The sequence below is a fragment of the Neorhizobium sp. NPDC001467 genome, from assembly GCF_050275975.1.
GTDB lineage: Bacteria > Pseudomonadota > Alphaproteobacteria > Rhizobiales > Rhizobiaceae > Neorhizobium.
The window spans coordinates 509,391-533,842 of sequence record NZ_JBNNPS010000001.1 but is presented as its reverse complement, the minus strand read 5'-3'; the positions used below and the strand labels follow the sequence as shown (position 1 = coordinate 533,842).

Below are 24,452 nucleotides of genomic sequence, written 5' to 3'. Positions count from 1 at the left end.
AAGTCCGCACGCAACGCGCAGTGCGGGGATTCACCCCCTCGTGGGTGACGCCGTACCGACCGGATTGGCGTTGTCGTCAGCGCCTGCGAACCCCGGCCGGCAACAGTCTTCAGGCGTAGCGCATCCGTTCCAGGCTTTCGGTGATGACGACGCGCGCCAGAATGCCGTGAACCAGGCAAAGGATGGCGGTGCGCAACGGCGATGGCCAGACCACTTCCCCGGTCGCCGACCAGGAAGAGGCGATGGTGAACGACAGGTTGACCAGGGTCGTGACGATCACGATGCCGACCGTCAGGCTCCACAGGTTTTGCGACAGGCTGCCGCGAAAGGCGACAGCATCCGGCACGCCTCCGAATACGGCATGTACCTTCCGTGTCATCGACACGAGGATCGCCGCGGTGAAGAAGAGCACCCCGAACAGATTGTCGATCCCTTCCGCCGAAGGATCCCAGTCGGCAAAGCGTGACAGCATCGCGTCCGCGCCTGTCAGGCCTGACAATAACGTCGCATAGGACGCCCCAAATATAATAAATACTCTCGTTTTCATTCCCATACCCCTTCAATAAAAGGCGGTATCAAAGGACATCTAATACGCCGATAAACCGGGAGATAAAAGTCGATATATTCACAAGACTTACTGTTCTAGTGAGAACGGTATCGACTTCAGGTCATAAACTTACGCTGCGCTTTCGAACGGCAAAGACCGGGCCTTTGCAGTTCCTTCCAGACAGAATCAATGCTAATCGTCGCCCACCGTTTGCGAGGTCCAGAATAGAACGTGCTGCGTCTCCCCCTTCTCATTGCCCTTTCGCTCGCTATCGCCTTTGGCGGCGGCATCTGGTCGACGCTGGTGGCGCTCGATGCCACGATCGGTTTTGGTGCTATCAGGCTCGGCGCCTGGGAGGCCTTTCCGCAAGCGCAGACGGCTGCGGCCGATCCCTACGCAAAGTCGCACCGTGCCAATGCCGGCAAGTTGCTTTACGGCACCGCAGAAGGCCTGACCTTCATGGCAGCGGTGGATGACAACGGTGCCCGCCTTGACGGAAACTGCACCTACCGCATGAGCGGCCACACGCCACCTGCCCGTCTGTGGTCGCTGTTTACCAACGACGCCAACGGTCGCCCGCCATCGGAAAGCGCGGAACTGCCAGAAGCGCTCAATTCGCGCACCGTGCTGCGGGACCGGGACGGCGATTTCGTGATCGACATTTCCGCTTCCGCCCACCCAGGCAACTGGCTGGCCGTCAGAGCGGGCCAGCCGTTCCGGCTGGTGCTGACGCTGTTCGATACGCCGACGGCGGGCAGTTCCGGACTGATAGACCTGGCCATGCCGAAGGTCGAAAAGATCGGGTGCGGCAATGCTTAGGATCCTGCTTGCCATCGCCGTCGGTCTCGTGGGCGCGGCGCTGCTGCATCTTGTCATCGTACTGTCCCTGCCGCATTTCAGCGATCGCGATGCCTATAGCCGCGTGCTGTCCGAGGGCGAGGCCTTCACCTTCCACATTCTCGATCAGAAGCCTGACAGTGCCGGTCTTGCACAGGAGGACCCGTTCCTCGAAACCGCCGTCTGCGCCTTCGAGCTCGACGAGCGGCCGGTGGAGCTGACAGCGGGAGACGACGTCCCGTTCTGGTCGCTGGCGATATACGATCCGGCATCCAACGAGGTTTTTTCGATCAATGACCGTACCGCATCCGGTGGCAGGCTGGACGTGATCGTAGCCACGCCGCTTCAAGCGACGGCGTTGCGCAAGGCCATGCCCGAGGGTCTCGATCGATCTATTCTGGTCGAGACGTCGCAGACGCAGGGCTATGCGGTCTTGCGCGCCATGGCGCCGCAGCCGAGCATACGGCCACTTGCCGCCGCCTTCCTTTCGTCCGCCGAATGCCTGCCAAGCGAATAGGCTCGCTGCGCCCGGGCCGCCACCCGGCGAAGCTCACAAATCCCGGCCTACTTTAGATCTCAGCCCGCACAGCAACGATGTCAGTCGCGCGAGCCTCGACCGGCTCATGTCGCTCGTAACGTACGCCGGTATAGATCAGGATCTCGCCTGTCACCGCCTGCGCTGTCTGTGCCGATCGGGCCGCCGCACGACCGGAATGCTTTTCACGCCATTTCGCAAGAACAATGATCTCAGCCATTGTGCGTCTCCATAGGGGTTTCGAGACGGATGAAGGACGGACCAGTTTCACCCTGCCCTTTTCAGGGGCCGGCGCATCCCCTTTCCGGGGACATCTGCGCCTTTCTCGCCAGCATGTCCGTTCCTCGTGACCGGACTTAGCGACATTTCCATCCTGTTTCCGAACCCGGCCCGCGATGCCAGCTCTGGATCGGCGTTGAAACCGAAGCTGCCGCCTTCGCGGCTTTCGGCGCCTGATGCCCCGGACAACCGAGGGTCGCTGAGCTTCAAATCGCCAACAACCCTTATATTCCAGGTCACACGACCAGTTTCGGACAGGATATTTAACAATTCGCTAACGCTAATAAACGACTTTATCCATATTAAAAGTTGTGCCAGGCTTGCGCCGTCGCGATGCCTCGGGGGAAAACGCATGAATGCGATTTCGGTTCGCTCGGAAAACAAAAAAATCGCGCCCCGCGACCGAGCGGAACCACCACGCTTGAAAGCGGATGACTGTCGCGAAAGCGGCCAGATTTTCATCGCTCGTTAACCCTGACCTGCCTATCATTTGTTTCAAGGTGAGACAGAATTTGCAGCCGGCCTAACCGTGCTGTGCGAATGATGTTGCAAACCTGTTCCCCGACCGGACGCGTTCTGTCCGGCGGTTTCGGTGTCAAAGTATTGCGTTGTTGGAAGTATCCGTGGACCGGTTTCGGGAACTTGAAAGGCCGCAGGCCATGCGCAGGAAGGATGTGGTTCTGATGGCCACCGTCACGAGCTTTGAGGCGCTCGAACGTCCGTCCAAGTCGGAACTGCGCCAGTTTGCCGAGCTGTTTGAGCCGCTCTATCGGGCCTCCAGCGAAGAGGCGCGCCGTCAGGCGGTAGCCGCCCTGTCGCAAAGCGCCAATATTCCCTCCGCCGTCGCCCTTTTCATCGCAAGCCAGCCGATTGCGATTTCCGCGCCGTTCATCACCGCATCGAAATGCCTGGACGACGCCACGCTGGTCATGATCGCACGCACGCAAGGCGCCGCCCATGCCCGGGCGATCGTGCGCCGGGAAAACCTTTCGCCGGCGGTTGTCGACGCTCTGGTCGGCTTGCGTCATGCGTCGGACGGAAGGCAGGACGCGTCGGGCCTGCCAGCAGCTGCACAGCAGAAACCTCCGCTTGTCGAGAGCATCGAGACCCGGTCACCATCGCCAGACGACGAAGCGCTGCGCGCCCGTCTGCGCACCATGGCGGCTCATGTCGTGCGCCCGCAGGACGACCGGCTCGGCCTTCGTACCCTGACGCCGATCCAGGAAGCACTGCTGGTGCGGTTTGCGCGCAACCGCGAGGCCGATCTCTTTGCAACGGCCCTGGCGGATGCACTGTCGGCCAGCCGCTGGCTTGCCGAACGGATCATGCTCGACATTTCCGGCCAGCAGCTGGCCACCACGCTGAAGGGAATGAGCATGGCACGCACGGAGGCGCTGCTCGTTCTTGAGCGCTTCTACCGCCATCTCGACGAATGCGAAGGCGACGTGCCGCGCTCGGAGCGCCTCTGGGACGGTCTTGATAGCGACCAGTGCGGACGCCGGGTCGAAGCCTGGGGCCGAGCAGACCGCTATACCTACGACCAGCGTCCGGCAGCTGCCGGGGCTGGCATCGAGACGCCTGTCCGCCTCGCGGCCGGCCGCCGCTAGGCATACCCACTGCCGACGCCGCGCTCATCTACCCAGTGAGCGGCGCACCTCAGAAATCCTGGCTCGTATTCACGACTTCGAACAGATCGCCGACATCGTCGAGTTCGACTTCGACCACCCACAGATCCGTATCGAACCGCGCCTCGCGGGCCACCACGGCCTCGGCCGCAGGCGCCTGCACCCGGGAAAGCCTGATCTCGAATCGCCTTGCGCCATGATCCTCATTGCTTGAAAAGCTTTGCGGCGCGGGACCATACACGGTTTCCGATCCATCGCGAAAACGCTGGCGAATGAACACCGCTCCCGCCTCCTCGGCGCCCTTGCGGACAATCGCGGCAAACCCGCCGGCGGCAAAGGTCCGACGGATCAGGGCGGCAACGAAAATGTCGGAACGGATGCGCATGCCTGCCCTTAGCTGATCGCGCCGAAAATCGGAAGTCACAACACCGATCGCGCATGCCCCTTCGCCCCGCTCGATCGTTTCGTGAGCGCGACCTTTTCATCAAATGTCAACGGACGTGGCGGCATAGTTCGCCGGTCGCCGCTCATCCGGCCAGGCGCGACAGCGTCCAAGCGCGCGCCGGCCGGCAACAGGTCCGCCAATGGCTCAGTTCAAATATTCCGCGTTTCTGCACGAGGCCAGGGTCCCGGCCTTCGACCGCGACTGGCAGCCCGGTCAGGTCGTCGCCAATGGCGGCATCTATCGGTGCAAGACCTGCGGCGACGAGACGGTCGTGGCCAAGAACGCCGCCCTGCCGATGAACCATCATCGCCATGACCTGCGCGGTCCCGTCGTCTGGCAGATGATTGTCTTTGCCCAGCAGCGGCCCTGAAGCTCAGTCCTTGCCTCATGCCAAGGCGCCCTACAGCGCGCCGATCGACTTCAGCTTCCGCAGCACCAGTTCGTTCGGTTCGCCGGTTTCTGGCAGGCGGTAATGCCGTTCGAAGTGACGGATCGCCGCCTTGGTCTGGGAACCGGCGACGCCATCGATAGACACATCGGCATAAGCGATATTGGAAAGTCCGCGCTGGATCTGCTGCACCATGTCCGTCGAGGGAAAGCCGCCGGCGGCCGGTGCCGCGCGATGATCCATGTCGCGCAGGGAGGCCGGTTCCGGTCGCGGATTGGCACCCGTCGCCTTTGCCGGCATGGCGGCCGGCGTTGCCACACCGCTTTCCGCCGCGCGGATGGCAGCGGCGACCGGATCCTCGCCCCCAAGGCTCTCCACGGGGCGCGGCTTCGGCACGGGATTGGCGCTCTCTGGACCGCCCGTCGAGGGGCTGATGGTTGCTGATGGCGCGGAAGGTGGGATCGCGGCCACCTCGGGCGCCGCCGGACCCCGCTCAGTTTTCAGTGCGGCGAGCAGGTTCTGCGTCGGCGCACCGCTTTGCGGCAGACCGGCCATCTGTTCGAAGAAGAGAATGGCGGCTTCGGTGCGCGTTCCCATCACGCCGTCAGTGCTGCCGTCGTAGAGGCCGCGCCGCGCCAGTTCGCGCTGGATATCGGCGACGAGCGCGTCCGCGGGCGCCGGCCTCCCGGGGGCGACCGGCGTTGCCGTTGTCAGCCTGGCGTCGCCGGCCCGCTCGATCCGAAAGGTGGTGACATCCGCCGGAGGCTGCGGGCGCGCGAGACGGTAGCCGGGAATGCCGTTGCGATCATCGATATCGCGCGTGCGCAGGAAAGGCGATGGATGGCCGCCGGGCTGATACCAGAGGGCATTGGCCGAAACGAAACCGAAGATGATGGCGAAACACGCGCCCCCGCCGATCACGCGCGGATAGCGCGCGGCAAAGCTGCCGACCGCCTGGATGGCCTGAATGAAAAGAGCCGGCTCCCGGACACGGGCTTTTGCCGAACCTTTCCTGCGATCAGGCGATTTTCGCTTCTGCGCGCTCATCCGCAAAGTCCTGTGCCTGAATGTAAGTCTGCTCGGTTTCTACCCGTACAATCTTGTCATGAGCAAGAAGACGCTGATTTTCCACAGCCGAGGTCAGGCGCGGTGGAAACTCGAAGGGGATCTCCGCGGCATCTTCCGCACACAGGACCCCGGACCCGTCGGCCGGCAATACGATCGTCACAACCGTCCCGACACCCGGATGGCTTGCCATGGCAAACGTGCCACCATGCAGCGCCACAAGGCCCTTGACCAGCGACAGGCCAAGGCCCGTGCCTTCGTGGGCGCGGGTATAGTGATCCTGAACCTGCACGAAGGGCTGACCGATCTGGCTAAGCTTGTCGGCGGCAATGCCGACGCCGGTATCGCTGACCGTCAGCACCAGATCGGTGCCGACCAACGCGGCATCGACCGACACGACACCGCTCGCCTCGGTGAACTTGATGGCGTTGCCGACGAGGTTGATCAGCACCTGCTGCAGGGCGCGGCGGTCGGCGGTAATCTCACCCAGGCCGCGCTGGATGCGGGCGGTCAGCGTCACGCCCTTTTCGCGCGCCTGCAGATCGAGCATTGCGCGGCAGGCCTCGACGGCATCGCCAATCGCGAAAGGCTCCGTCAGCAGCTCGTAACGGCCAGCCTCGATCTTGCTCATGTCGAGCATGGTATTGACCACCGACAGAAGATGCGCGCCCGACTGGCGGATCAGGCCGACATATTCGCGTTGCCGGTCATTGGCGAGCGTGCCGAAATATTCACCCTGCAGAACATCGGAGAAACCGAGAATGGCATTGAGCGGCGTGCGCAGCTCGTGGCTGACTGCCGCAAGGAAGCGCGATTTTGCCTCATGCGCGGAGCGTACCTCTTCCGCGCCCAGGCGGATCTCCTCGTGCAGCATCATCTCTTCGGACACGTCGCGCAACTGCACGAAAACGGCGCAGAGATCGCCGGCAGGGCCGCGCATCGCCGTCATGTCAAGTCGCGACGACAGGAACTGCCGACCGTTTTGCGGATCGACAGGACGCTCGATACGGGCATCCACCTGCACGCTATCACCACCCAGGCGCAGCGCATCGAGGGCCTGAACGACGCCGATACGGTCCGAGACATGCACGATGTCGGAGAGATTGAGCCCAACGGGCTCAACGAGCAAAGCCGGCATGAGGGAGCGCTCGCGTCCGCCGACACGCTGGATGCGGCCGGAAGCATCGGCATAAAGCAGGAGACCGGGGCAGGCATCGAACATGATCTGCTCCATATCGTGCACCGGGCCGGTTTCTGCGGCGCTGCGTGACCGCGGCAGCGCGATCACCGCGGTCGCAAGCGCCAGGAAGAATGACAGCACGATCGCCACGCCAAGCGGCAGAGCCAACGAAGGCGTCATGACGGTGACGAGAAGCAGCGGAACGACGACGAAGCAAGGCAGGGCCGCAAAGGCAAGGCACCGCAAGGCGAGGACCTCGCCCGCACGGGCGCCATCGCCCTCACCGAGGTGCCGTAGCCAGCGAACCGCGGTGTGGTCGACGGAAGCGACCACCCTCAAGCCGATGTTACTCAATACACGCACGCCCGGACCCAAAAATTCACGGTTTTCATGAGGTCGACAATAGGCGTCCGCGACTTAAGGAAAGGATAAAAACACCCTCCCCCCGCCCGACGCAGATGGCCAAACGTGACTTTCGGACGCTTTTTGGAGGGCCTTTTCCGAACATGGTTAACGGCGCGTAAGCAACGGATTTGCCTTATTTTTCCGCCATGCGTTAACGATTGCGGCGGCGATATCGGCCGCCAAAGCCCGTGACTTCAGCGCGGAGCGCCACAATTATGCTTAACCGAGACCGCTAAAGTTTGACGCAAACACGCATTGAATCCGTCTCGAATAAACACAGGCATTTGAAAAGATAAAATTCGATACAAATTTTGCGAAAATCGCGGGCTCTGCTCTAAGTCGGCATTCGGGGATGATGCCTAGTGTGAGCATCAGAACCGGGCAAGAACCGGCAGCCGGAAACAGGGCGAAACGGACAAGAAGATGTGGTTTCTGATCAAGGGTAGCGCTTATTTCGGTCTTGGCCTGGTGGCCCTTTCCTATTTTGGCACCCATGGCGACGACACGAACGGAACCGGGAGCACACGCCCGTTCGAGATGACCAATGCGATTTCGGCCGCCACTGGCGCCTACGACTATGTCTCCTCGCTCTGCGTGGAAAAGCCGGATGTCTGCATCAAGGGCGCGGAAACCTTTACCGCGCTCGGCTACCGCGCCAAGGAAGGTGCGCGCGTGGCCTACGAACTTCTGGACAAGAGCCTCGCAGACAACGGCTCGGCGACGGCGGCGACCGGCCCCATCCTTCCCAACCCGGTTCAGCAGCCCATGCCTGAAAAGCCTGCGGCAGACGCAACACAGCCGGCGGATGCAGTTTTCACCGGAACTGTCATCAATATTCCGGTGCCGATGCGCCGTCCGCACCCTTAAGCCCGAAGATTTTTGAAACCCGGTTTGCGCCGCCATCGGCATAGCCGGACCGGATGATTGGCGATCGATGCGCGAACCCGCGCCTCGACGGCGCCACCGCTGTCATGAATAGTCTCGCCAGCCGGTTTGGGGCCCGTCGTCGGCGGACGAACGCCGCAGCGGCCGTGAAACGAATGCCGTCAGCCGGAGCCCTGGATGACGAAACAGTCGACCGCATAGTGCTGCAGCGCGCTGCAGGCATCCATGGCGCCCTTGCGATCCCCGAAACCCACCAGCTGCGCGCGAAACATCGAACCACCCTCCGTGCGCGGGGCTTCATGAATAAGCGGCGCCACAGAGCCGAAATGATCGGCCAGAATGGCTTGCGCCCGGGTCAACAGCCGTGATGCGGTGCTGCGGCTCGCGGCAGCGGCAATCTGCACCCGCCAGCCCTTCGGATCCGCGGACACGGGCACCGCACCCGGTGCGGCCGGCGAAACGGCGGCAATGCCGTCATGGGCGCTGGAACGCGCCTGCGCGCCAAGCGCAAGCGACGGCGCAGCCGCAGACTGTGTGACACCGGGAAGCCCGGTGCCGGACCTTGCCGCCAGTTTTGTCTGCGCCAGCACCTCGGTCGTGGACGGATCACGGAACGGCGTCGGCACGGCGACGCCGGCGGCAGGGCGTTTGCCCCCCGCGCCGGCCACCAGCGTCTCGCGGCCGAGCGCCCGGTCGAGCAGGGCTTCCATCTGGGCGTCGCGGCTGCGGGCGCTCTTGCCGCCCATCACCACGCCGATGATCCGCCGGCCATTGTCGTTGACGGCGCTGACGAGATTGTAGCCGGATGCATCGACATAGCCCGTCTTGACGCCATCCATGCCGGCATAGCGGTACATCAGGTTGTTGTGCCCGCGGATGGTGCGGCCGCGGAACTGGAACGAGCGCTCCGAAAAGATGCCGTATTCCTGCGGAAAATCACGGATCAGCGCGGCAGCCAGCACCGCCATGTCGCGCGCCGTCGTCACCTGCGCCTTGTCGGGCAGGCCCGAGGCGTTGCGAAAGACCGTGCTGCGCATGCCGAGCGCGCGCGCCTTGGCCGTCATCATCAGGGCGAAATTCTCTTCGCTGCCGCCCAGATGGTCGCCGATCGCCTGCGCGGCATCATTGGCGGAGCGGATGGCGGTTGCATAGGCGGCTTCGCGAAAGGTCAGCGGCTTGTTGGCGCCGATGCCGAGCTTGAAAGGAATCTTTCCGGCTGCGTTCGGCGTCATGATGATCTGCTCGTCCCAGGACAGCCGCCCCTGACGGATCGCTTCGAAACCCAGATAGAGCGTCATCATCTTGGTGAGCGACGCCGGATGATTGACCGTATCGGCATTTTCTGCCGCAAACACTTCACCCGTCGCGGCATCGACGATGAAATGCGCGTAGCCCGCCCGGGCGGCGGTGGCGGATAGCCCGAGCAGCGTCAGGAAAAGGCCGGCAAAGAGGACGAGAAAGCGGCCGCGGGCCAAAAAATTCATGCACATAACAGTCCCATCGATGCTTTGGCGGCGCGGCCGCGCCGTGCGATCCGCCAACCCGGCGCAACGCGGCAGACTATCCTTTGGGGATCGATCGATGCAATCGTCTTGGCCAATTGTCCCCGCTTTCGCGTTCCGTGTCGCCTTACCCGTCTATTGCACATGGGTCTATGACCACCAGACGGCAGCATTGCGGCGACTTCACGGCTTCGTGAGGCGCGTTGAACTGCGTGCCGTTCAAATTTTAACTAATGAGTAACCTCGCCCGCCTTTGATCGGGCTTCGCCGGCCGGTCTGTCCAGACCTTCATGCCAACTCTATCTCGTCAGGGACATCCGATGCTCGTCAAGACCATTTCCGCCGCAGTTTCCGTCACTCTCCTCGGCGCCGCCGTTGCACAGGCACAGCCGGCCCGCATCAAGCAGTTCGATGCATGGGGCGTCTATTCCTATGAAAGCGGCGGCCGCAAACATTGCTACGCGCTGAGCGTGCCAACGTCGGCACAGCCCGCTTCCGTCAATCACGGCGAAAATTTCTTCATCGTCGCACCGCAGGGCGGCGGCACCATCATGCCGCAGGCCATCATGGGCTACGACCTGCGCACGACCTCGGACATTACCGTCAATATTGACGGCAACAGCTTCGACATGCAGCCGAAGGACAATGCCGCCTGGGTGCGCAACAAGGACCGGGAGCCGGCGATGATTACCGCCATGCGCGGCGGGCGCAGCATGAGCCTCAGCGCCACGTCGGCGCGTGGCACCAATACGCAATACTCGTATTCGCTGTCCGGCGTCACCGCCGCGCTCAACGAAGCCGATCGCTGCAATTGACGCTGCACGCCGCCCCACAATGCCGAGCCATCACAAATCGCGTCGCGGGCTGGCGGTGGCCATCTCGGCGGCGGCCTTGGCGGCAACCGCTGTTGCCGCTGCCCTGATCGGGCCGGCCAGCCTCAGCGATCCGGCCGAAGCCGCCCCGGCCTTCAATGCCGGTTGGAAGAAGGGCCGCGAGACCGGCTATCCCGTGCCGCGCTACGTGTCCCTGAAATTCGCCAGTTCGCGCATGCGTATCGGCCCCTCCACCGATTACGGCAGCCGCTTCGTCTACAAGGCGCAGGGTCTGCCGATGGAGATCACCGAGGAGTTCGGCAACTGGCGCCAAGTGCGTGATTACGACGGCATCAGCGGCTGGATGTATGCGCCGCTTCTGTCGGGTCGGCGCACCGCAGTCGTCGGACCGTGGATCGACACGGTGGCACCGCTCTATCGCTCGCCTTCCAAACACGCCGGCGTAGTTGCCGAACTAAAGGCACGCGTGCGCATGTCCCTCGACCATTGCGACGGCCAGTGGTGTCGTGTCACGTTGGCGCGGCAGGGCGTCAGAGGCTATGTCGAACAGGCGTCCCTCTGGGGCGTCTATCCCGGTGAAACGATCGAATAGACGCTTGCTCTTGGCCGCTTGCACGCATTCAGCCGCGGCTCAACGTGCGCCGCACCGCTTCCTTCCAGCCCTTCAGCCGGGCGCTGCGGGTTTTGTTGTCCATCTCCGGCTCAAAGCGCCGCTCGCAGGCCCAGGTCTTTGCAAAGGTCCGTCGATCCGGCCAAAGACCGACGCGGCTGGCTGCAAGCCAGGCGGCACCGAGCGCAGTCGTTTCGAGGATGGTCGGGCGATCGACCGGCGCCTCGAGGAGGTCGGCCAGCCGTTGCATGGTCCAAGCGGAGGCGACCATGCCGCCATCCACCCGCAGCACGGTGACTTCGCCGGAAGCGGACCGCCAGTCCTTGTGCATGGCATCGAGCAGGTCGCGGGTTTGGAAGCAGACGGCCTCCAGTGCGGCGGCGGCAAATTCCGCCGGTCCCGTATTGCGGGTCAGACCGTAGATCGCACCGCGCGCATCCGCATCCCAATGCGGGGCGCCCATGCCGGTAAAGGCCGGCACCAGATAGACTGCCTGCTGCGGATCAGCCTTCGCGGCTAGTTCTCCGGTTCGCGACGCCGTGTCGATGACCCCCAACCCGTCACGCAACCACTGTACGGCAGCACCGGCGATGAAAATCGAGCCTTCCAGCGCATAGATGGTCTTGCCGTCAAGCCGGTAGGCGATCGTCGTCAGCAGCCGGTTCTTCGAGCGCACCATCTGCGTGCCGGTATTCAGCACGGCAAAGCAGCCAGTGCCATAGGTTGATTTGACCATGCCCGGTTCGAAACAGGCCTGCCCGATCACCGCCGCCTGCTGGTCGCCGGCAACGCCAAGGATCGGGATCTGCGCACCCAGCAGCCCTTCTTCCGTCACCCCGAAATCGGCGGCGCAGTCCTTAACTTCCGGCAGCATGGCGGCCGGGATGTCGAGAATTTCGAGAAGATCCTCGTCCCAGCGGTTTTCGGCAATATTGTAGATCAGCGTGCGCGACGCGTTGGTGGCATCGGTGACGAAACTGCTCCCACCTGTGAGGCGCCAGATCAGGAACGTATCGATCGTGCCGAAGCAGAGTTCCCCCTTTTGCGCTCTCGCCCGCGCGCCCTTGACGTTCGACAGCAGCCAGGACAGTTTCGTGCCGGAAAAATACGGGTCGAGGATAAGACCGGTGCGGCGGGCGAATTTCTTCTCAAGCCCCCTCGCCTTCAACCTGTCGCAATCGCGGGCGGTCCGACGGTCCTGCCAGACGATGGCATTGTGGATCGGCTTGCCGGTCTCCCGGTCCCAGACGACGACGGTTTCACGCTGATTGGTAATGCCGATGGCGGCAATCTGTCCGGCCAGGATACCGGCCTGAGCGATGGCCTTGCGGGTCGTCGACAACACACTTGCCCAGATGTCTTCGGGGTCGTGCTCGACCCATCCGGATTTCGGAAAGATCTGCGGGAATTCTTCCTGAGCAAACCCGGCAATGTTCATGGACTTGTCGAAGACGATCGCGCGTGTCGATGTCGTGCCCTGGTCGATCGCCAGAACATACTTTTTGCCAGCCGCCATACCGCTCCTCCTCAAGCCCGAAATGACCGGACTTGGTTTGAGCAGAAGCGAATGACGCCTGTCAACCTGAGGCCACCGGCATCATTCCTTCGAAACGGCGGGGCTTACTCGGCCGCAATCCGCGGCGCGTCGTCATGACCCGAATTGCGCTGGGGTGGCGTGTCTGCCGCGGGCTGCGGCACGGGCGGCAACCAGCGCATCGGCAGGCGCGGAAACATCACGAACAGAACCGTGATGATCAGCGACAGGATTGACGGTTTGTGGTTGTAGGCGGTCTCGCGCTTAAAACCATCCGCAACAGCGGTCCGGCTCATGTCATCCACCTCTTTCATAGGGCGTTCCTCCGATCACCGTAGTGATACCTCAACGAAATTGATGCCGGCTGAAAGGGAAAGCTTGGAGTTTAACGATTGGACCGGAAAAGCGTGTCGAAATGGCATGACCGACATCATCTCTCTATCCAAACCCTAAACGACCAGAAATCGCCATTATCGTTAACGGTTCGCTAATGGCGGGCTTGCAAAGATGATAAAACCTCACATAAATAAATGCTGGATACAGGGTGTCGCCATGATTCCACTTGAAGCACAGGGTCAGGAAAAGCAGAGCGCGACGCCACGTTCGGTGCTTCTCGTGACCGAAGCCATCGGCACGGACCTTGAACGCTTCAGCGCCGACAATACCCATGTGGTGCGGCAAATCCGCCTTCTGGCCATCAACGCCCTGATTGAGGCGGCGCGCGCTGGAGACATGGGCAAGGGTTTTGCGGTGGTCGCCAACGAGGTGCAGCGGCTGGCACAGATGGCGTCCGACATTGCCGCCAAGTTCGAAAGCAATGTCGTAGGCCGGATCGGTCTCAACCGCCGGATGGCGGAGGCGCTCGTCACCGAGATGGAGGGCGTGCGCCTGACGGATCTTGCCCAGACACTGGTGCAACTGATCGTCCGCAACCTTTTTGAGCGCACCGCCGACGTGCGCTGGTGGGCGACCGATACGGCGCTATGGCAGGCGCTGGCCGAACCGACCCCGGAGCGGCTTGCTTTCGCCGGCGAACGGCTTGCGGTCATCAACCGGTTCTATACCGTTTATCTCGATCTCGTGGTCACCGATCTTTCCGGCAGGATCGTCGCGTCCGCCAATCCCGCTTTCCAGCGAAAGCTGGCCAACCGGTCGCTCGCCGGCGACCCGTGGTTCGAGGCCGCGCGCCGCACGAAAAGCGGCGACGATTACATCGTCGATACCGTCAAGCCGAGCGCAGTGCATGACAATCATCACGCGCTGGTCTACGCGACCGGCATACGCGAAGGCGGCAAGACCGATGGGGCGCTGCTCGGCACGCTTGGCGTTTACTTCGACTGGCGCAATCAGGGACAGGCCATCGTCGAAAAGGAAGCCAATCTGCCGCCGCAGACGGCCGAGCGCACCACGGTGATGCTGATCGATGGCGACAGCCGGGTGATCGCCAGCACCGATCCGGCGCTGATGTTCTCGCATTTCATGCTGGCCGGACAGAACGGCCAGGCCTCGGGGAGTTACTACGACAACAACGGCTCGATCGTCGCCTATGCCAGGACGCTCGGTTACGAAGATTACGACGGGTTGGGTTGGCACGGCGTGGTAGTGCAGCGGATGGAAAGTGACGAGGCCATCCGCCAGGCGCTCGACATCGCGTGAGCTTTTCGGCAAAAAGGCTGCAACTTGAGTCTAAACAGTGGAAAATCGTCGTTTTTTCAGTATTTTTACCATCTGTTAACTGACAACATTACGCCACATTTTGTGTTTTACAGAGAGCTGGTCGGCATTCGGCAATAAGCGTAAAAGAGCAGCGTTCGAAAGACCCTGAAAGTGCGCAGGAGTCGGGATGCAGCATCGCCAATGGAAGAGCTTTTGAAATGCCGAATACAGTTTTGAGCCAGTCTGCGGGCGTCAAGCAGGTCATCTGCATCAATTGGGGCACGAAATACGGCACCCCCTTCATCAACCGCCTTTACGCGATGGTGAAACGCAACATTACCCCGCCCTTCACCTTCACCTGCTTTACCGACGTCCGCACAGGGCTCAACCCCGACATCCTCTGCGAGGATCTGCCGCCGCTCGGCGTCGAAGAGCTGCCGAGCCGCACGCTTGGCATCTGGGGCAAATCCCGTTTATGGAACCGCGAACTGGGCACACTCAAAGGCACCGTGCTGTTCCTCGACCTCGATATCGTGATTGTCGGCTCGCTCGACCCGTTTTTTGAAGTCGGGGAAGCCGACGACGTGTTCATGGCCCGCAATCAGACGACGCCGTTCGAGCGGCTGGGCCAGTCCTCCGTCCTGCGCTTCCCGGTCGGCAAGCTTGAGCCGCTGTTTCACCGCTTCAACGCCGATCCCCAGGGCACGGCCGACAAATACCGCTTCGAGCAGCGCTTCGTAACCCGCAACGCACCGGGCGGCGTCAAGTTTTTCCCGCGCAAGGCGGTCCTGCATTTCCGCCAGGATTGTCGCTGGCCCTTCCCGCTCAACTACCTGCTGGCACCGACATTGCCCCAGAGCGCCCGCATCGTGCTGTTTCCCCGCGGCCTGAACCCTAACCATGCCGCCGAGGGTCGCTTCGGCGGACAGACGCTGCGTTCGCCGCTTGGGCATGTGCGCAGCAGTCTCAATGCCAACCTGCGCAACGGCAAGCGGGTGTTCCGCTATCTTCGGCACTACATCCTTCCCACGCCCTGGATCAACGACCACTGGCACGAAGGCTGATCTTCCGGCCGCGCCCCCCCGGCAAGAACCGCGGCCGGCGCGGCAGTCCTTAGAGGACTGCATATTTCCGTCGACGGCGAAGGCGGGGCGCAATAGGATCGGGACTTGAGGGCCATAAGACGCCGGGAACGGTGCGGGGCCCAAGGGGAACGCCATGAGCTCAGTCATACGGTTTATGCTGAATGCCGAGGAAATCCATCTCGGCGACTTCGCGCCCACGGAAACGCTGCTGGACTATCTGCGCCTGCGCAGGCGCCTGACCGGCACCAAAGAAGGCTGCGCGGAAGGCGATTGCGGCGCCTGCACCGTTCTCGTCGGACGGCTGGCCGAGGGCCGGCTGGTCTATGAGAGTATCAATGCCTGCATCCGTTTCATCGGCTCCCTGCATGCGACCCATGTGGTGACTGTCGAACATCTGGCCGCACGGGATGGGACGCTTCATCCGGTGCAGCAGGCGATGGTCGATTGTCACGGCTCCCAATGCGGTTTTTGCACACCCGGCTTCGTCATGTCGCTTTACGGCCTGTGGCTGTCGAACGAGGAACCGGACCGTTCCGAGATCGAAATCGCTCTTCAGGGCAATCTCTGTCGGTGCACGGGTTACGAGCCGATCGTCAAGGCGGCCGAACTGGTGTCGCGAACTCGTCCGAGCGCGCTGTTCGATCCGCTCGAACGCGAGCGGGCGGAGATCATGGCCAAGCTGTGGACGATAACCTCCTCCAACGACACGATCCTGGTCGAAAAGGAAGGGCAGCGATCCGTCATTCCCGGCAGCGTCGAGACGCTGGCTGCAACCCTGGCGCAGGCACCGCAGGCGACGGTCGTTGCCGGCGCCACTGATGTCGGACTTTGGGCGACGAAACAGATGCGTCAGTTGGATCACGTCGTCTTTATCAACCAGCTTGCCGAACTCCAGAGGATCGACACCGATAATGCCGGCATCACCTTCGGCGCAGGCGTGACCTATGCCCGCGCCTTTGCGACGCTGTCGATCGAGATCCCGGCGCTCGCCGACCTGATCGAGCGGATCGGCGGCGCCCAGGTGCGCAATGCCGGCACGATCGGCGGCAATATTGCCAACGGCTCGCCGATCGGCGACATGCCGCCGCCTCTGATCGCGCTTGGCGCCAGCGTCACGCTGCGTTCGGCCGAAGGCACGCGACGGCTGCCTCTCGAGGATTTCTTTCTCGCCTATGGGCGACAGGACCGGCGGCCGGGCGAATTCGTCGAAACCATATTTGTGCCGCGGCCGCATGAAGACGCGTTCTTCCGTGTCTACAAGATTTCCAAGCGCCGCGACGAGGACATTTCCGCGCTTTGCGGCGCGTTTCATCTGCTCCTGAATGGTCGGGGAGCGGTCGAAAGCATCCGCATCGCCTTCGGCGGAATGGCGGCAACCCCCAAGCGGGCGCATGCGGTGGAGTCGGCCCTGCTCGGCCAACCGTGGAGTTGGGCAAGCGTGCGCATGGCGCAGGACGCTTTCGATACGGATTACCAGCCGCTGACCGACTGGCGGGCCAGCGCCGCCTATCGCAGCCTGACGGCGAAAAACCTCCTGACCCGCTTTTTCCTGGAAACCGCCGGCGCGCCGGTGACGCTGAAGCGCTTCGAGATGGAGGACGTCTGAGCATGGACAAGCCCGTCGCCGAAAACAGAACCGTCACCCATGGCGCCATGCATGTCGCGCTCAGACATGACTCGGCACATAAGCATGTGACCGGAAGTGCCGAATATATCGACGACATTCCCGAACCCGCCGGCACGCTGCACGGCGCGCTCGGGCTCTCCGATCGCGCCCATGCCGAACTCCTCTCGGTGGATCTCGACGCGGTCAGGAAGGCGGCGGGCGTGATCGCCGTTCTGACCGCGCAGGACGTGCCGGGCTTCAACGATATAGCCTCGACCGGCCAGCATGACGAGCCGCTGCTCGCCGAAAAGGACGTGCGCTTCCACGGTCAGCCGATCTTTGCCGTCATCGCGCAAACGCGTGAGCAGGCGCGACGCGCGGCGCGGCTGGCGAAGATCGACTATCGCGACCTGCCGCATTGGTCGGATATCGAAGGCGCGATCGAAGCCGGCAGCGCGCTGGTGACCCAGCCGATGACCCTTTTGCGCGGCGACCCGGACAGCGAAATCGACAAGCCGCCGCTGCGGATAAGGGGATCGATGGCGATCGGCGGCCAGGAGCATTTCTACCTCGAGGGGCAGATCGCCTTTGCCATGCCGGGCGAGGACGAGGATGTGCTGGTCTGGTCGTCCACCCAGCATCCGAGCGAAATCCAGCATATGGTCGCGCATGTGCTCGGCATTGCCAACCATGCCGTCGAGGTCAGGACACGGCGCATGGGCGGCGGCTTCGGTGGCAAGGAAACGCAGGGCAATTTGTTTGCCTGCCTTGCGGCGCTGGCGGCCAAGACGCTCAAGCGGCCGGTGAAATTCCGTCCCGACCGCGACGAGGATATGGTCGTTACCGGCAAGCGCCATGATTTCCGCGTCGATTACGACGTCGCCTTCGACGAGGAGGGCCGCATTCATGCGGTAGACAGCACCTACGCGGCACGTTGCGGCTGGTCGGCCGATCTCTCCGGCCCGGTGACGGACCGGGCGCTGTTCCACGCGGATTCCAGCTATTTCTATCCGCATGTGCGGCTGACCTCCAAACCACTGATGACCCATACCGTTTCCAACACCGCCTTTCGCGGTTTCGGTGGACCGCAGGGCATGCTCGGGGCGGAACGGATCATCGAGGAGATCGCCTATGCGCTCGGAAAAGATCCGCTTGATGTGAGAAAGCTGAATTTCTACGGCGCGCCGGGAACGGGCCGCACGACCACGCCCTATCATCAGGAAGTGCAAGACAGCATCATCCTGCGGCTGGTCGAGGAACTGGAGGCTTCGAGCGATTATCGCACCCGCCGCCAGGCCATCGTCGCGTTCAACGAGACAAGCCCGGTCATCCGCAAGGGCATTGCCCTGACGCCGGTCAAATTCGGCATTTCCTTCACCATGACCGCTTACAACCAGGCCGGGGCCCTCGTCCATGTCTATCAGGACGGCTCGATCCACCTGAACCATGGCGGCACGGAGATGGGACAGGGCCTGTACACGAAGGTTGCGCAGGTCGTGGCGGATACCTTCAATGTCGATATCGAACGCGTCAAGATCACCGCGACGACGACCGGCAAGGTGCCCAATACGTCGGCCACCGCCGCCTCTTCCGGCTCCGACCTCAACGGCATGGCCGCTTACGACGCCGCCCGACAGATCAGGGACCGGCTGGTGGATTTCGCTTGCCGGCAATGGCAGGTGGGCAAGGACGACGTCGAATTCCTGCCCAACCGGGTTCGCATCGGCGCGGAAATCGTGCCTTTCGACACGCTGGTGCGGGCTGCCTATTACGACCGCGTGCACCTGTCTGCCGCCGGTTTCTACAAGACCCCGAAAATCCACTGGGACCGAGCAGCCGGGCGCGGCCATCCCTTCTACTATTTTGCCTATGGCGCGGCCGTGTCGGAAGTCTCGATCGATACGCTGACCGGCGAATACATGGTCGACCGCACCGACATTCTCCACGATGTCGGCAAATCCCTGAACCCGGCAATCGACATCGGCCAGGTCGAAGGCGCCTTCGTGCAGGGCATGGGCTGGCTGACGACCGAGGAATTGTGGTTTGACGACAAGGGGCGGCTGCGAACCCATGCGCCCTCCACCTACAAGATTCCGCTTGCCTCCGACCGCCCGCGGATCTTCAACGTCAGGCTGGCGGGGTGGTCGCAGAACGCCGAGCCGACGATCGGCCGCTCCAAGGCCGTAGGCGAACCGCCCTTCATGCTGGCGATCTCGGTTCTGGAAGCGATCTCCATGGCCGTGGCCAGCATTGCCGATTACAGCGTCTGCCCAAAGCTGGATGCACCAGCCACGCCCGAAAGAGTGCTGATGGCGGTGGAGCGGTTGAAGGCGATGTGAGGATTAGCGTCCGGCTTTTCGCCATCCCGCAGCCCTGGCCTCGTCTTCGGAGCAGAACCATCGTTCGCCATCCAGAACACGGATTCTGGTGTCCTGGTAATTCTTCTGGCCCCGAACGTGATAGATCTTCTGGCCACCATTCCACGAGATATTGCCCTTGATATCGCAGGCGGGATCATAGGTGCTGCGCGGCAGCAGCGTGTAGCCACCCGTTGCCATGAATACCGATCCAGAAATCAGCACTGTTGCGATCGCGAAATTGCTCATGGCACGCAGTATGTCGTGCAAACCCAAGTTTTGAGTTGAGCGCATTCATAAAATGCAACTCGTTTTCCGATTGCTACGGCACGCCGTCCTGATGCGGCAAGGGAACTGCAGCAACCCGGCCCCTTTGCCGGGGAAACAGGCCGAGCACCAGCGCACAACCGAGAATGATGATCGCAGCGCCAACGACCTGGACGGTCGAGAGCGGTTCGTCCAGAAGGATGGCACCTATGAAGACCGCAACGACCGTAACCGCGAATTCCACACTGATGGCCTTTGTGGCGCCAATCGATCCGACCAGCTTGAAATAGAGCACATAGGTGGTCGCGCTCATCACGCAGGCGGAGATCATCAGGTAAAGAATGTCGATGGCGTTCTGCAGGCGCGGCACGGGAACGGCGAACAGGAACGGTGCCGAAATCATGCCGCCGAAGAGGAAGGAGCCGATCGTCACTTCCCAGGGACCGGTATGTTTCAGTTTCAGACTGGCGTAATTGCTGCCAAAAGCGGCCGACAGACAGGCGCCAAGCGCTGCCGCGCAGCCCAACACGAATTCCCCCGTCACCGGCACCGCCGGAAACCCCACCAACAGCACGATGCCGGCAATGCCGAGCACCAGTCCCGTCACGCCGCTCGGCTTCATCCGCTCCAGCCCCCATATCTGGCTGATGACCATCGACAGCAAGGGAATGGACGCAACCAGAATGGCGGCCATTGCGGTGCCGATCACGGGTGTCGCATAGGAAAGTCCAAGCAGCTGACCGGCAACAGTCGTCGCGCCGACCACAACGAACGGTCGCCAGCCATCGCCGAAATCCAGCCGCCGCTGGCCCAGTCTGGCGATCGCGAACAATGTACCGCAAGCGATGAAGGCGCGGATCGAGGTTGCAGCAACGAAGCTGAACGCGTCGACGACCTTGACGACGAGGAGAAAGGAAAGACCCCAGGCGAGAGCGAGGAAGACGTAGATGGCAAGGTCACGGGACTTCATGCGCGGCAACATCACAGGTTGAGATGGGATGAGGCTTACCCGATGTGCGTTCGTTCCGCCATGGCCTTCTTCGATCCTTCACCGCACCGTAAAAGGCGCAATCGCCGTGCGCGGCAACGCCTTGGCCGGATGGGGCGCCGCACGCCCCTAGAAAAGGCATGATGCGAAGGCGCCGAACGGGTGTTACACTCGGCTCATGCCGTTGACGCACGCTCTCGATTTCATTGCAGAACATCCTCAATGCGTCCTCGTCGAGGTGACGGAGGCGAAGGGTTCGACCCCGCGTGATGCCGGCGCCTTCATGCTGGTCTCCTGCGCGGCCGTGGCCGGCACGATCGGTGGCGGCCAGCTCGAATACATGGCGATAGACAATGCCCGTGCCCTCATCGCCGGCAAGGGCCGGGAGGACATGGATATTCCGCTCGGGCCCGAAATCGGCCAGTGCTGCGGTGGCCGTACGCGGCTGATCTTCAGGACGATGACGCCGGCCCTTGCCCGGACCCTTGGCGATCGCCTCGAACACGAGCGCGAAACCCTGCCGCAGATCACCCTTTTCGGTGCCGGCCATGTGGGACGTGCCGTGACCCGGGCGCTGGCTCCACTGCCCTTCAGGCTGCGGGTCATCGAAACCCGCGCCGCGGAAATGCTGACGCCCTCGCCCGACATCGACCGGAAACTGACGGCGCTGCCGGAAGCGGAGGTCGAAGAAATGCAGGCCGGCAGTGCCGCGCTCATTCTTACCCATGATCATGCGCTCGATTTTCTCATTGCCCGCGCCGCCCTTGCCCGCAAGGACCTCGCCTATATCGGCATGATCGGCTCGGCCACCAAACGCGCCGCCTTCGCGCATTGGCTGGAACGCGAAGGCGAAAGCCGCAGCCTGCTTTCGAATCTGACCCTGCCGATCGGCGGCCGCCTTGTGCGCGACAAACGCCCGGAAGTGATCGCAGCTCTGGTGGCGGCTGAACTGCTTGGTGTTTATGCGCAGCGAGCGGCGATGGAACCGCTGTCGCTGTGCCCGCCTCCATGACCTGACAGCCATATCACAGCGGTGGACGCAACGGCATGGATCGTACCGGCCGCGACCCGGAGCCGTTGCGCTCGAGGCTTGCGCCGCGCCCGCCGTGGCCATCGGCCAGACCAATATCCCGCAGCAGACTCTCGGGCATGCATTCGGGATCCAGCGGATGGGTATGTCCGGCACGCCGCAACACCGCCTTGCCCACCCGTGGCCAGATCCGAAACGTCGTTAGTCTGAGGATCGACAGCATGACCATTCTCCTTGTTGCGGGCACAGGACGCCCATCCGGCAAACCAGAGGTTCCGGTAGAGAGCTGCCAGGGCTAAGCAGGCTTGCGTTTGATGTATGTGAGGATAATGTGCGCCTGAAGCCGGCCGTATTCCAATCGAATAACCGGGCGAATGGATCAAGAGAGCTTATCCATGAAACTGTCGCGTCAATTCCCGCTCAATGCCCTGCGCGTCTTCGAGGCGGCCGCCCGCCTGATGAGTTTCACCCGGGCCGCGAGCGATCTCGGCCTGACGCAGACAGCCGTCAGCTACCAGATCAAGCTTCTGGAAGATGCGATCGGCGAACCGCTGTTTCTGCGCCGGCCCCGACAACTGACCTTAACCGCCGCCGGAGAAAGGTTGGCACCGAAAATCTCCGAGGCGTTTCAGACCATCAGCGAAGCCGTTGGCGGCGTTCGCGACCGGTCGGAATCCACGCTCACCATTCACACAACGGCCACTTTCGCCTCGCATTGGCTGGCCCAGCACATCGGCACGTTTCAGGTGGAAAATCCAGGCATTGCCGTGCGCCTCGAGACCTCGCAGACCGTGGTCGACTTCACCCGCAGCGAGGGCGATGTCGCGATCCGCTCGGGCAAGGGCGAATGGCCGGGATTGCGGTCGCATTTCCTGATGCGCAGCGAGTTCACGCCGATGCTGAGCCCGGCGCTGGCCGGCTCGATCGGCGGGGTTCACACGCCGGCCGACCTCCTGAAATTGCGCATCATCGATCCCGACGACGGTTGGTGGCCGGTCTGGTTTGCAGCGGCCGGCCTGCCCGATGCGGATTTCAGGAATGGGCCGTCCAGCCAGTTCGGCGCGCAATCCTTCCACGCCTCGGCAGCCATGGCCGGTCAGGGCGTTGCCATCCTCAAACCAGATTTCTATGCGGACGCAGTGGCGCTTGGTCGCCTCATCCAGCCCTTCGATCTGATGGCAACCGATGGAAGCCATTACTGGCTCGTCTATCCCGAAGCCCGACGCCAGTCCCCGAAAATCCGTGCCTTTCGCGATTTCATGCGCAGGATGATGCCGACCTTCAGGGATTGACGCCAAGCGATGAGTCCCTCTGTCCGCGGCCTCATGCGGTGAGGCGCGCGGCGCCAACTGCCTTTTGGAGACGAACCGCCCACACTGCTTTGTTGGACGGCCAAAACCCATACTCCGATCCGCAAGAACCCTTGCCTGCATCTGCCACCGGATTGCTGACCCCACCTGCAACGGCCACGCTTAAAGAGCGATATCCCTTCCCTCGCGGCGCTTTTTCTCGCACTCTATCGAAAAGGGGAACAATAGGGGAACCCGAATGTACGAATACGCCATCGCCTGGGAATGGCTGAGCTTTGCGCTGCGCTGGCTGCACGTCGTCACCGCCGTCGCCTGGATCGGCTCGTCTTTCTACTTCATTGCCCTCGATCTGGGTCTGGTCAAACGCCCGCACCTGCCGCCCGGCGCCCATGGCGAGGAGTGGCAGGTCCATGGCGGCGGCTTTTACCACATCCAGAAATATCTGGTTGCCCCGGTGCAGATGCCGGAACATCTGACCTGGTTCAAATACGAGAGCTATTTCACTTGGTTGTCGGGATTTCTGCTGCTCTGCGTGGTCTATTACGGCGGCGCCGACCTGTTCCTGATCGACCGGACGGTCATGGATCTGGCACCATGGCAGGCCATCTGCCTGTCGCTGGCATCGCTGTCGGTCGGCTGGATTTTTTACGACCAGTTATGCAAGTCGCCGCTCGGCAACAACACATGGGGCCTTATGATCCTGCTCTATGCGGCACTCGTGGCCATGGGCTGGGGTTTTACGCAGGTGTTCACCGGCCGCGCCGCCTTCCTGCATCTGGGCGCATTTACCGCCACCATCATGTCGGCCAATGTCTTCTTCATCATCATTCCCAACCAGAAGATCGTCGTTGCCGACCTGATCGCCGGGCGCGTGCCGGATGCCAGATACGGTCGCATCGCCAAGCAGCGCTCGCTGCACAACAACTACCTGACGCTGCCCGTCATCTTCTTCATGCTGTCCAATCACTATCCGCTGGCATTCGCCACCCAGTTCAGCTGGGTGATAGCGGCGCTGGTCTTCCTGATGGGCGTCACGATCCGGCACTGGTTCAACACCACCCATGCCCGCAAGGGCAGACCGACATGGACGTGGCTGGCGACCGTGCTGATCTTCATCGCCATCATCTGGCTATCGACCGTACCGAAAGTGCTGACGGGCGAGCGCGAAACAGCCGAGCTTTCCGGCATGACATCGCGCGACCAGCAGTTTGCCGCCAACGTTCATTTCGAGGCGGCGCGGGCCATCGTTGCCAGTCGCTGTTCCATGTGCCACGCCGCCGAACCGGTCTGGGAGGGCATTACCTTCCCGCCGAAATCGGTAGGACTGGAAACCGCGGCGCAGGTTGCCGCCCATGCCCGCGACATATACATCCAGGCGGGAAGAAGCCACGCCATGCCGCCCGGCAATCTGACCGGCCTGACGATCGACGAACGCAAGCTGCTGGTTGCCTGGTATGAGAGCAGCCTGGCAGCGAGATAGAGC

At 62.4% G+C, this 24,452-nt stretch carries 26 protein-coding genes; 14 read left to right on the top strand and 12 right to left on the bottom strand.

Annotation, left to right across the window (positions count from 1 at the left end; genetic code table 11):
* Positions 1-109: 109 nt before the first annotated feature.
* The gene (locus ACQKKX_RS02765) at positions 110-472 is read right to left on the bottom strand and encodes a hypothetical protein (RefSeq protein WP_427568566.1); all 363 of its coding nucleotides are present in this window, start codon (positions 470-472) and stop codon (positions 110-112) included.
* Between the two features lie 306 nt (positions 473-778).
* Between ACQKKX_RS02765 and ACQKKX_RS02760 the strand changes: the two genes are divergently transcribed.
* Both ACQKKX_RS02760 and ACQKKX_RS02755 read left to right on the top strand, forming a co-directional pair.
* On the top strand, positions 779-1,366 hold the full coding sequence (locus tag ACQKKX_RS02760) for a DUF1214 domain-containing protein (RefSeq protein ID WP_427568564.1): 588 nt from the start codon (positions 779-781) through the stop codon (positions 1,364-1,366).
* Entirely contained in the window at positions 1,359-1,901 is a 543-nt protein-coding gene (locus ACQKKX_RS02755; protein WP_427568563.1) for a DUF1254 domain-containing protein, read from the top strand. The genes ACQKKX_RS02760 and ACQKKX_RS02755 overlap by 8 nt, the downstream gene beginning before the upstream one ends.
* 52 nt (positions 1,902-1,953) lie before the next feature.
* On the opposite strand, the gene ACQKKX_RS02750 is transcribed toward ACQKKX_RS02755, so the two are convergent.
* Both ACQKKX_RS02750 and ACQKKX_RS02745 read right to left on the bottom strand, forming a co-directional pair.
* Positions 1,954-2,139, bottom strand: a complete 186-nt coding sequence (locus ACQKKX_RS02750; RefSeq protein ID WP_427568561.1) for a hypothetical protein — start codon at positions 2,137-2,139, stop codon at positions 1,954-1,956.
* Positions 2,140-2,186: 47 nt separating this feature from the next.
* The gene (locus tag ACQKKX_RS02745) at positions 2,187-2,660 is read right to left on the bottom strand and encodes a hypothetical protein (protein WP_427568560.1); all 474 of its coding nucleotides are present in this window, start codon (positions 2,658-2,660) and stop codon (positions 2,187-2,189) included.
* Between the two features lie 221 nt (positions 2,661-2,881).
* On the opposite strand from ACQKKX_RS02745, the gene ACQKKX_RS02740 reads away from it, so the two are divergent.
* On the top strand, positions 2,882-3,805 hold the full coding sequence (locus ACQKKX_RS02740; protein ID WP_427568558.1) for a DUF2336 domain-containing protein: 924 nt from the start codon (positions 2,882-2,884) through the stop codon (positions 3,803-3,805).
* A 49-nt stretch (positions 3,806-3,854) separates the two neighbouring features.
* On the opposite strand, the gene ACQKKX_RS02735 is transcribed toward ACQKKX_RS02740, so the two are convergent.
* Positions 3,855-4,208: a DUF1491 family protein gene (locus ACQKKX_RS02735; protein ID WP_427568555.1), complete on the bottom strand. Its 354-nt coding sequence runs from the start codon at positions 4,206-4,208 to the stop codon at positions 3,855-3,857.
* Between the two features lie 199 nt (positions 4,209-4,407).
* Between ACQKKX_RS02735 and ACQKKX_RS02730 the strand changes: the two genes are divergently transcribed.
* On the top strand, positions 4,408-4,638 hold the full coding sequence (locus tag ACQKKX_RS02730) for a hypothetical protein (RefSeq protein ID WP_427568553.1): 231 nt from the start codon (positions 4,408-4,410) through the stop codon (positions 4,636-4,638).
* 30 nt (positions 4,639-4,668) lie between these two features.
* Here ACQKKX_RS02730 and ACQKKX_RS02725 read toward each other — a convergent pair whose 3' ends face one another.
* A complete protein-coding gene (locus tag ACQKKX_RS02725; protein WP_427568551.1) occupies positions 4,669-5,703 on the bottom strand; it encodes a peptidoglycan-binding protein in 1,035 nt (344 codons plus the stop codon).
* On the bottom strand, positions 5,675-7,264 hold the full coding sequence (locus ACQKKX_RS02720; RefSeq protein WP_427568548.1) for a sensor histidine kinase: 1,590 nt from the start codon (positions 7,262-7,264) through the stop codon (positions 5,675-5,677). The genes ACQKKX_RS02725 and ACQKKX_RS02720 overlap by 29 nt, the downstream gene beginning before the upstream one ends.
* A 465-nt stretch (positions 7,265-7,729) precedes the next feature.
* On the opposite strand from ACQKKX_RS02720, the gene ACQKKX_RS02715 reads away from it, so the two are divergent.
* Complete coding sequence (locus ACQKKX_RS02715; RefSeq protein ID WP_427568546.1) at positions 7,730-8,173, top strand: DUF5330 domain-containing protein; 444 nt, start codon at positions 7,730-7,732, stop codon at positions 8,171-8,173.
* Between the two features lie 179 nt (positions 8,174-8,352).
* Here the strand turns inward: ACQKKX_RS02715 and ACQKKX_RS02710 are convergent, their stop codons facing one another.
* Complete coding sequence (locus ACQKKX_RS02710) at positions 8,353-9,675, bottom strand: serine hydrolase (protein WP_427568543.1); 1,323 nt, start codon at positions 9,673-9,675, stop codon at positions 8,353-8,355.
* Between the two features lie 338 nt (positions 9,676-10,013).
* On the opposite strand from ACQKKX_RS02710, the gene ACQKKX_RS02705 reads away from it, so the two are divergent.
* Together ACQKKX_RS02705 and ACQKKX_RS02700 are read left to right on the top strand one after the other, a co-directional pair.
* Positions 10,014-10,508 carry an invasion associated locus B family protein gene (locus ACQKKX_RS02705; protein ID WP_427568541.1) on the top strand — a complete coding sequence of 165 codons (495 nt, stop codon included), beginning with the start codon at positions 10,014-10,016 and terminating at the stop codon, positions 10,506-10,508.
* 19 nt (positions 10,509-10,527) lie between these two features.
* Positions 10,528-11,118, top strand: coding sequence for an SH3 domain-containing protein (locus ACQKKX_RS02700; protein WP_427568539.1), 591 nt, complete (start codon positions 10,528-10,530; stop codon positions 11,116-11,118).
* A 28-nt stretch (positions 11,119-11,146) separates the two neighbouring features.
* On the opposite strand, the gene glpK is transcribed toward ACQKKX_RS02700, so the two are convergent.
* Both glpK and ACQKKX_RS02690 read right to left on the bottom strand, forming a co-directional pair.
* On the bottom strand, positions 11,147-12,652 hold the full coding sequence (gene glpK / locus ACQKKX_RS02695; protein ID WP_427568536.1) for a glycerol kinase GlpK: 1,506 nt from the start codon (positions 12,650-12,652) through the stop codon (positions 11,147-11,149).
* A gap of 104 nt (positions 12,653-12,756) precedes the next feature.
* On the bottom strand, positions 12,757-12,966 hold the full coding sequence (locus tag ACQKKX_RS02690) for a hypothetical protein (RefSeq protein WP_427568534.1): 210 nt from the start codon (positions 12,964-12,966) through the stop codon (positions 12,757-12,759).
* 256 nt (positions 12,967-13,222) lie between these two features.
* Between ACQKKX_RS02690 and ACQKKX_RS02685 the strand changes: the two genes are divergently transcribed.
* The 4 genes from ACQKKX_RS02685 (at position 13,223) to xdhB (ending at position 19,356) form a co-directional block, all read left to right on the top strand.
* Entirely contained in the window at positions 13,223-14,326 is a 1,104-nt protein-coding gene (locus tag ACQKKX_RS02685; protein ID WP_427568532.1) for a methyl-accepting chemotaxis protein, read from the top strand.
* Between the two features lie 218 nt (positions 14,327-14,544).
* Positions 14,545-15,390 carry a glycosyl transferase gene (locus ACQKKX_RS02680; RefSeq protein WP_427568530.1) on the top strand — a complete coding sequence of 282 codons (846 nt, stop codon included), beginning with the start codon at positions 14,545-14,547 and terminating at the stop codon, positions 15,388-15,390.
* Between the two features lie 154 nt (positions 15,391-15,544).
* Positions 15,545-17,017, top strand: a complete 1,473-nt coding sequence (xdhA, locus tag ACQKKX_RS02675; RefSeq protein ID WP_427568528.1) for a xanthine dehydrogenase small subunit — start codon at positions 15,545-15,547, stop codon at positions 17,015-17,017.
* A gap of 2 nt (positions 17,018-17,019) precedes the next feature.
* Positions 17,020-19,356 carry a xanthine dehydrogenase molybdopterin binding subunit gene (gene xdhB / locus ACQKKX_RS02670; protein WP_427568526.1) on the top strand — a complete coding sequence of 779 codons (2,337 nt, stop codon included), beginning with the start codon at positions 17,020-17,022 and terminating at the stop codon, positions 19,354-19,356.
* 3 nt (positions 19,357-19,359) lie between these two features.
* Here xdhB and ACQKKX_RS02665 read toward each other — a convergent pair whose 3' ends face one another.
* Positions 19,360-19,623: a hypothetical protein gene (locus ACQKKX_RS02665; protein WP_427568524.1), complete on the bottom strand. Its 264-nt coding sequence runs from the start codon at positions 19,621-19,623 to the stop codon at positions 19,360-19,362.
* Between the two features lie 73 nt (positions 19,624-19,696).
* On the bottom strand, positions 19,697-20,611 hold the full coding sequence (locus ACQKKX_RS02660; RefSeq protein ID WP_427568522.1) for a DMT family transporter: 915 nt from the start codon (positions 20,609-20,611) through the stop codon (positions 19,697-19,699).
* Positions 20,612-20,813: 202 nt separating this feature from the next.
* Between ACQKKX_RS02660 and xdhC the strand changes: the two genes are divergently transcribed.
* A complete protein-coding gene (gene xdhC, locus ACQKKX_RS02655; RefSeq protein WP_427569329.1) occupies positions 20,814-21,641 on the top strand; it encodes a xanthine dehydrogenase accessory protein XdhC in 828 nt (275 codons plus the stop codon).
* Between the two features lie 13 nt (positions 21,642-21,654).
* Here the strand turns inward: xdhC and ACQKKX_RS02650 are convergent, their stop codons facing one another.
* The gene (locus ACQKKX_RS02650; protein ID WP_427568520.1) at positions 21,655-21,882 is read right to left on the bottom strand and encodes a hypothetical protein; all 228 of its coding nucleotides are present in this window, start codon (positions 21,880-21,882) and stop codon (positions 21,655-21,657) included.
* A gap of 151 nt (positions 21,883-22,033) precedes the next feature.
* On the opposite strand from ACQKKX_RS02650, the gene ACQKKX_RS02645 reads away from it, so the two are divergent.
* Together ACQKKX_RS02645 and puuD are read left to right on the top strand one after the other, a co-directional pair.
* Positions 22,034-22,951 carry a LysR substrate-binding domain-containing protein gene (locus tag ACQKKX_RS02645; RefSeq protein WP_427568518.1) on the top strand — a complete coding sequence of 306 codons (918 nt, stop codon included), beginning with the start codon at positions 22,034-22,036 and terminating at the stop codon, positions 22,949-22,951.
* Positions 22,952-23,207: 256 nt separating this feature from the next.
* Positions 23,208-24,449 carry a urate hydroxylase PuuD gene (gene puuD / locus ACQKKX_RS02640; RefSeq protein ID WP_427568516.1) on the top strand — a complete coding sequence of 414 codons (1,242 nt, stop codon included), beginning with the start codon at positions 23,208-23,210 and terminating at the stop codon, positions 24,447-24,449.
* Positions 24,450-24,452: the final 3 nt, after the last annotated feature.

What these genes read in the sequence shown, in the direction of transcription:
- ACQKKX_RS02700 (WP_427568539.1), top strand. Translation starts at nt 10,528, where the DNA reads ATGCCGAGCCATCACAAATCGCGTCGCGGGCTGGCGGTGGCCATCTCG.
- ACQKKX_RS02725 (WP_427568551.1), bottom strand. Translation starts at nt 5,703, where the DNA reads ATGAGCGCGCAGAAGCGAAAATCGCCTGATCGCAGGAAAGGTTCGGCA.
- xdhB (WP_427568526.1), top strand. Translation starts at nt 17,020, where the DNA reads ATGGACAAGCCCGTCGCCGAAAACAGAACCGTCACCCATGGCGCCATG.
- ACQKKX_RS02740 (WP_427568558.1), top strand. Translation starts at nt 2,882, where the DNA reads ATGGCCACCGTCACGAGCTTTGAGGCGCTCGAACGTCCGTCCAAGTCG.
- ACQKKX_RS02735 (WP_427568555.1), bottom strand. Translation starts at nt 4,208, where the DNA reads ATGCGCATCCGTTCCGACATTTTCGTTGCCGCCCTGATCCGTCGGACC.
- ACQKKX_RS02745 (WP_427568560.1), bottom strand. Translation starts at nt 2,660, where the DNA reads ATGAAAATCTGGCCGCTTTCGCGACAGTCATCCGCTTTCAAGCGTGGT.
- ACQKKX_RS02710 (WP_427568543.1), bottom strand. Translation starts at nt 9,675, where the DNA reads ATGAATTTTTTGGCCCGCGGCCGCTTTCTCGTCCTCTTTGCCGGCCTT.
- ACQKKX_RS02765 (WP_427568566.1), bottom strand. Translation starts at nt 472, where the DNA reads ATGCTGTCACGCTTTGCCGACTGGGATCCTTCGGCGGAAGGGATCGAC.
- ACQKKX_RS02730 (WP_427568553.1), top strand. Translation starts at nt 4,408, where the DNA reads ATGGCTCAGTTCAAATATTCCGCGTTTCTGCACGAGGCCAGGGTCCCG.
- xdhA (WP_427568528.1), top strand. Translation starts at nt 15,545, where the DNA reads ATGAGCTCAGTCATACGGTTTATGCTGAATGCCGAGGAAATCCATCTC.
- ACQKKX_RS02680 (WP_427568530.1), top strand. Translation starts at nt 14,545, where the DNA reads ATGCCGAATACAGTTTTGAGCCAGTCTGCGGGCGTCAAGCAGGTCATC.
- ACQKKX_RS02755 (WP_427568563.1), top strand. Translation starts at nt 1,359, where the DNA reads ATGCTTAGGATCCTGCTTGCCATCGCCGTCGGTCTCGTGGGCGCGGCG.
- ACQKKX_RS02705 (WP_427568541.1), top strand. Translation starts at nt 10,014, where the DNA reads ATGCTCGTCAAGACCATTTCCGCCGCAGTTTCCGTCACTCTCCTCGGC.
- ACQKKX_RS02645 (WP_427568518.1), top strand. Translation starts at nt 22,034, where the DNA reads ATGGATCAAGAGAGCTTATCCATGAAACTGTCGCGTCAATTCCCGCTC.
- ACQKKX_RS02690 (WP_427568534.1), bottom strand. Translation starts at nt 12,966, where the DNA reads ATGAGCCGGACCGCTGTTGCGGATGGTTTTAAGCGCGAGACCGCCTAC.
- ACQKKX_RS02685 (WP_427568532.1), top strand. Translation starts at nt 13,223, where the DNA reads ATGATTCCACTTGAAGCACAGGGTCAGGAAAAGCAGAGCGCGACGCCA.
- ACQKKX_RS02650 (WP_427568520.1), bottom strand. Translation starts at nt 21,882, where the DNA reads ATGCTGTCGATCCTCAGACTAACGACGTTTCGGATCTGGCCACGGGTG.
- ACQKKX_RS02750 (WP_427568561.1), bottom strand. Translation starts at nt 2,139, where the DNA reads ATGGCTGAGATCATTGTTCTTGCGAAATGGCGTGAAAAGCATTCCGGT.
- ACQKKX_RS02660 (WP_427568522.1), bottom strand. Translation starts at nt 20,611, where the DNA reads ATGAAGTCCCGTGACCTTGCCATCTACGTCTTCCTCGCTCTCGCCTGG.
- glpK (WP_427568536.1), bottom strand. Translation starts at nt 12,652, where the DNA reads ATGGCGGCTGGCAAAAAGTATGTTCTGGCGATCGACCAGGGCACGACA.
- ACQKKX_RS02715 (WP_427568546.1), top strand. Translation starts at nt 7,730, where the DNA reads ATGTGGTTTCTGATCAAGGGTAGCGCTTATTTCGGTCTTGGCCTGGTG.
- puuD (WP_427568516.1), top strand. Translation starts at nt 23,208, where the DNA reads ATGTACGAATACGCCATCGCCTGGGAATGGCTGAGCTTTGCGCTGCGC.
- ACQKKX_RS02665 (WP_427568524.1), bottom strand. Translation starts at nt 19,623, where the DNA reads ATGAGCAATTTCGCGATCGCAACAGTGCTGATTTCTGGATCGGTATTC.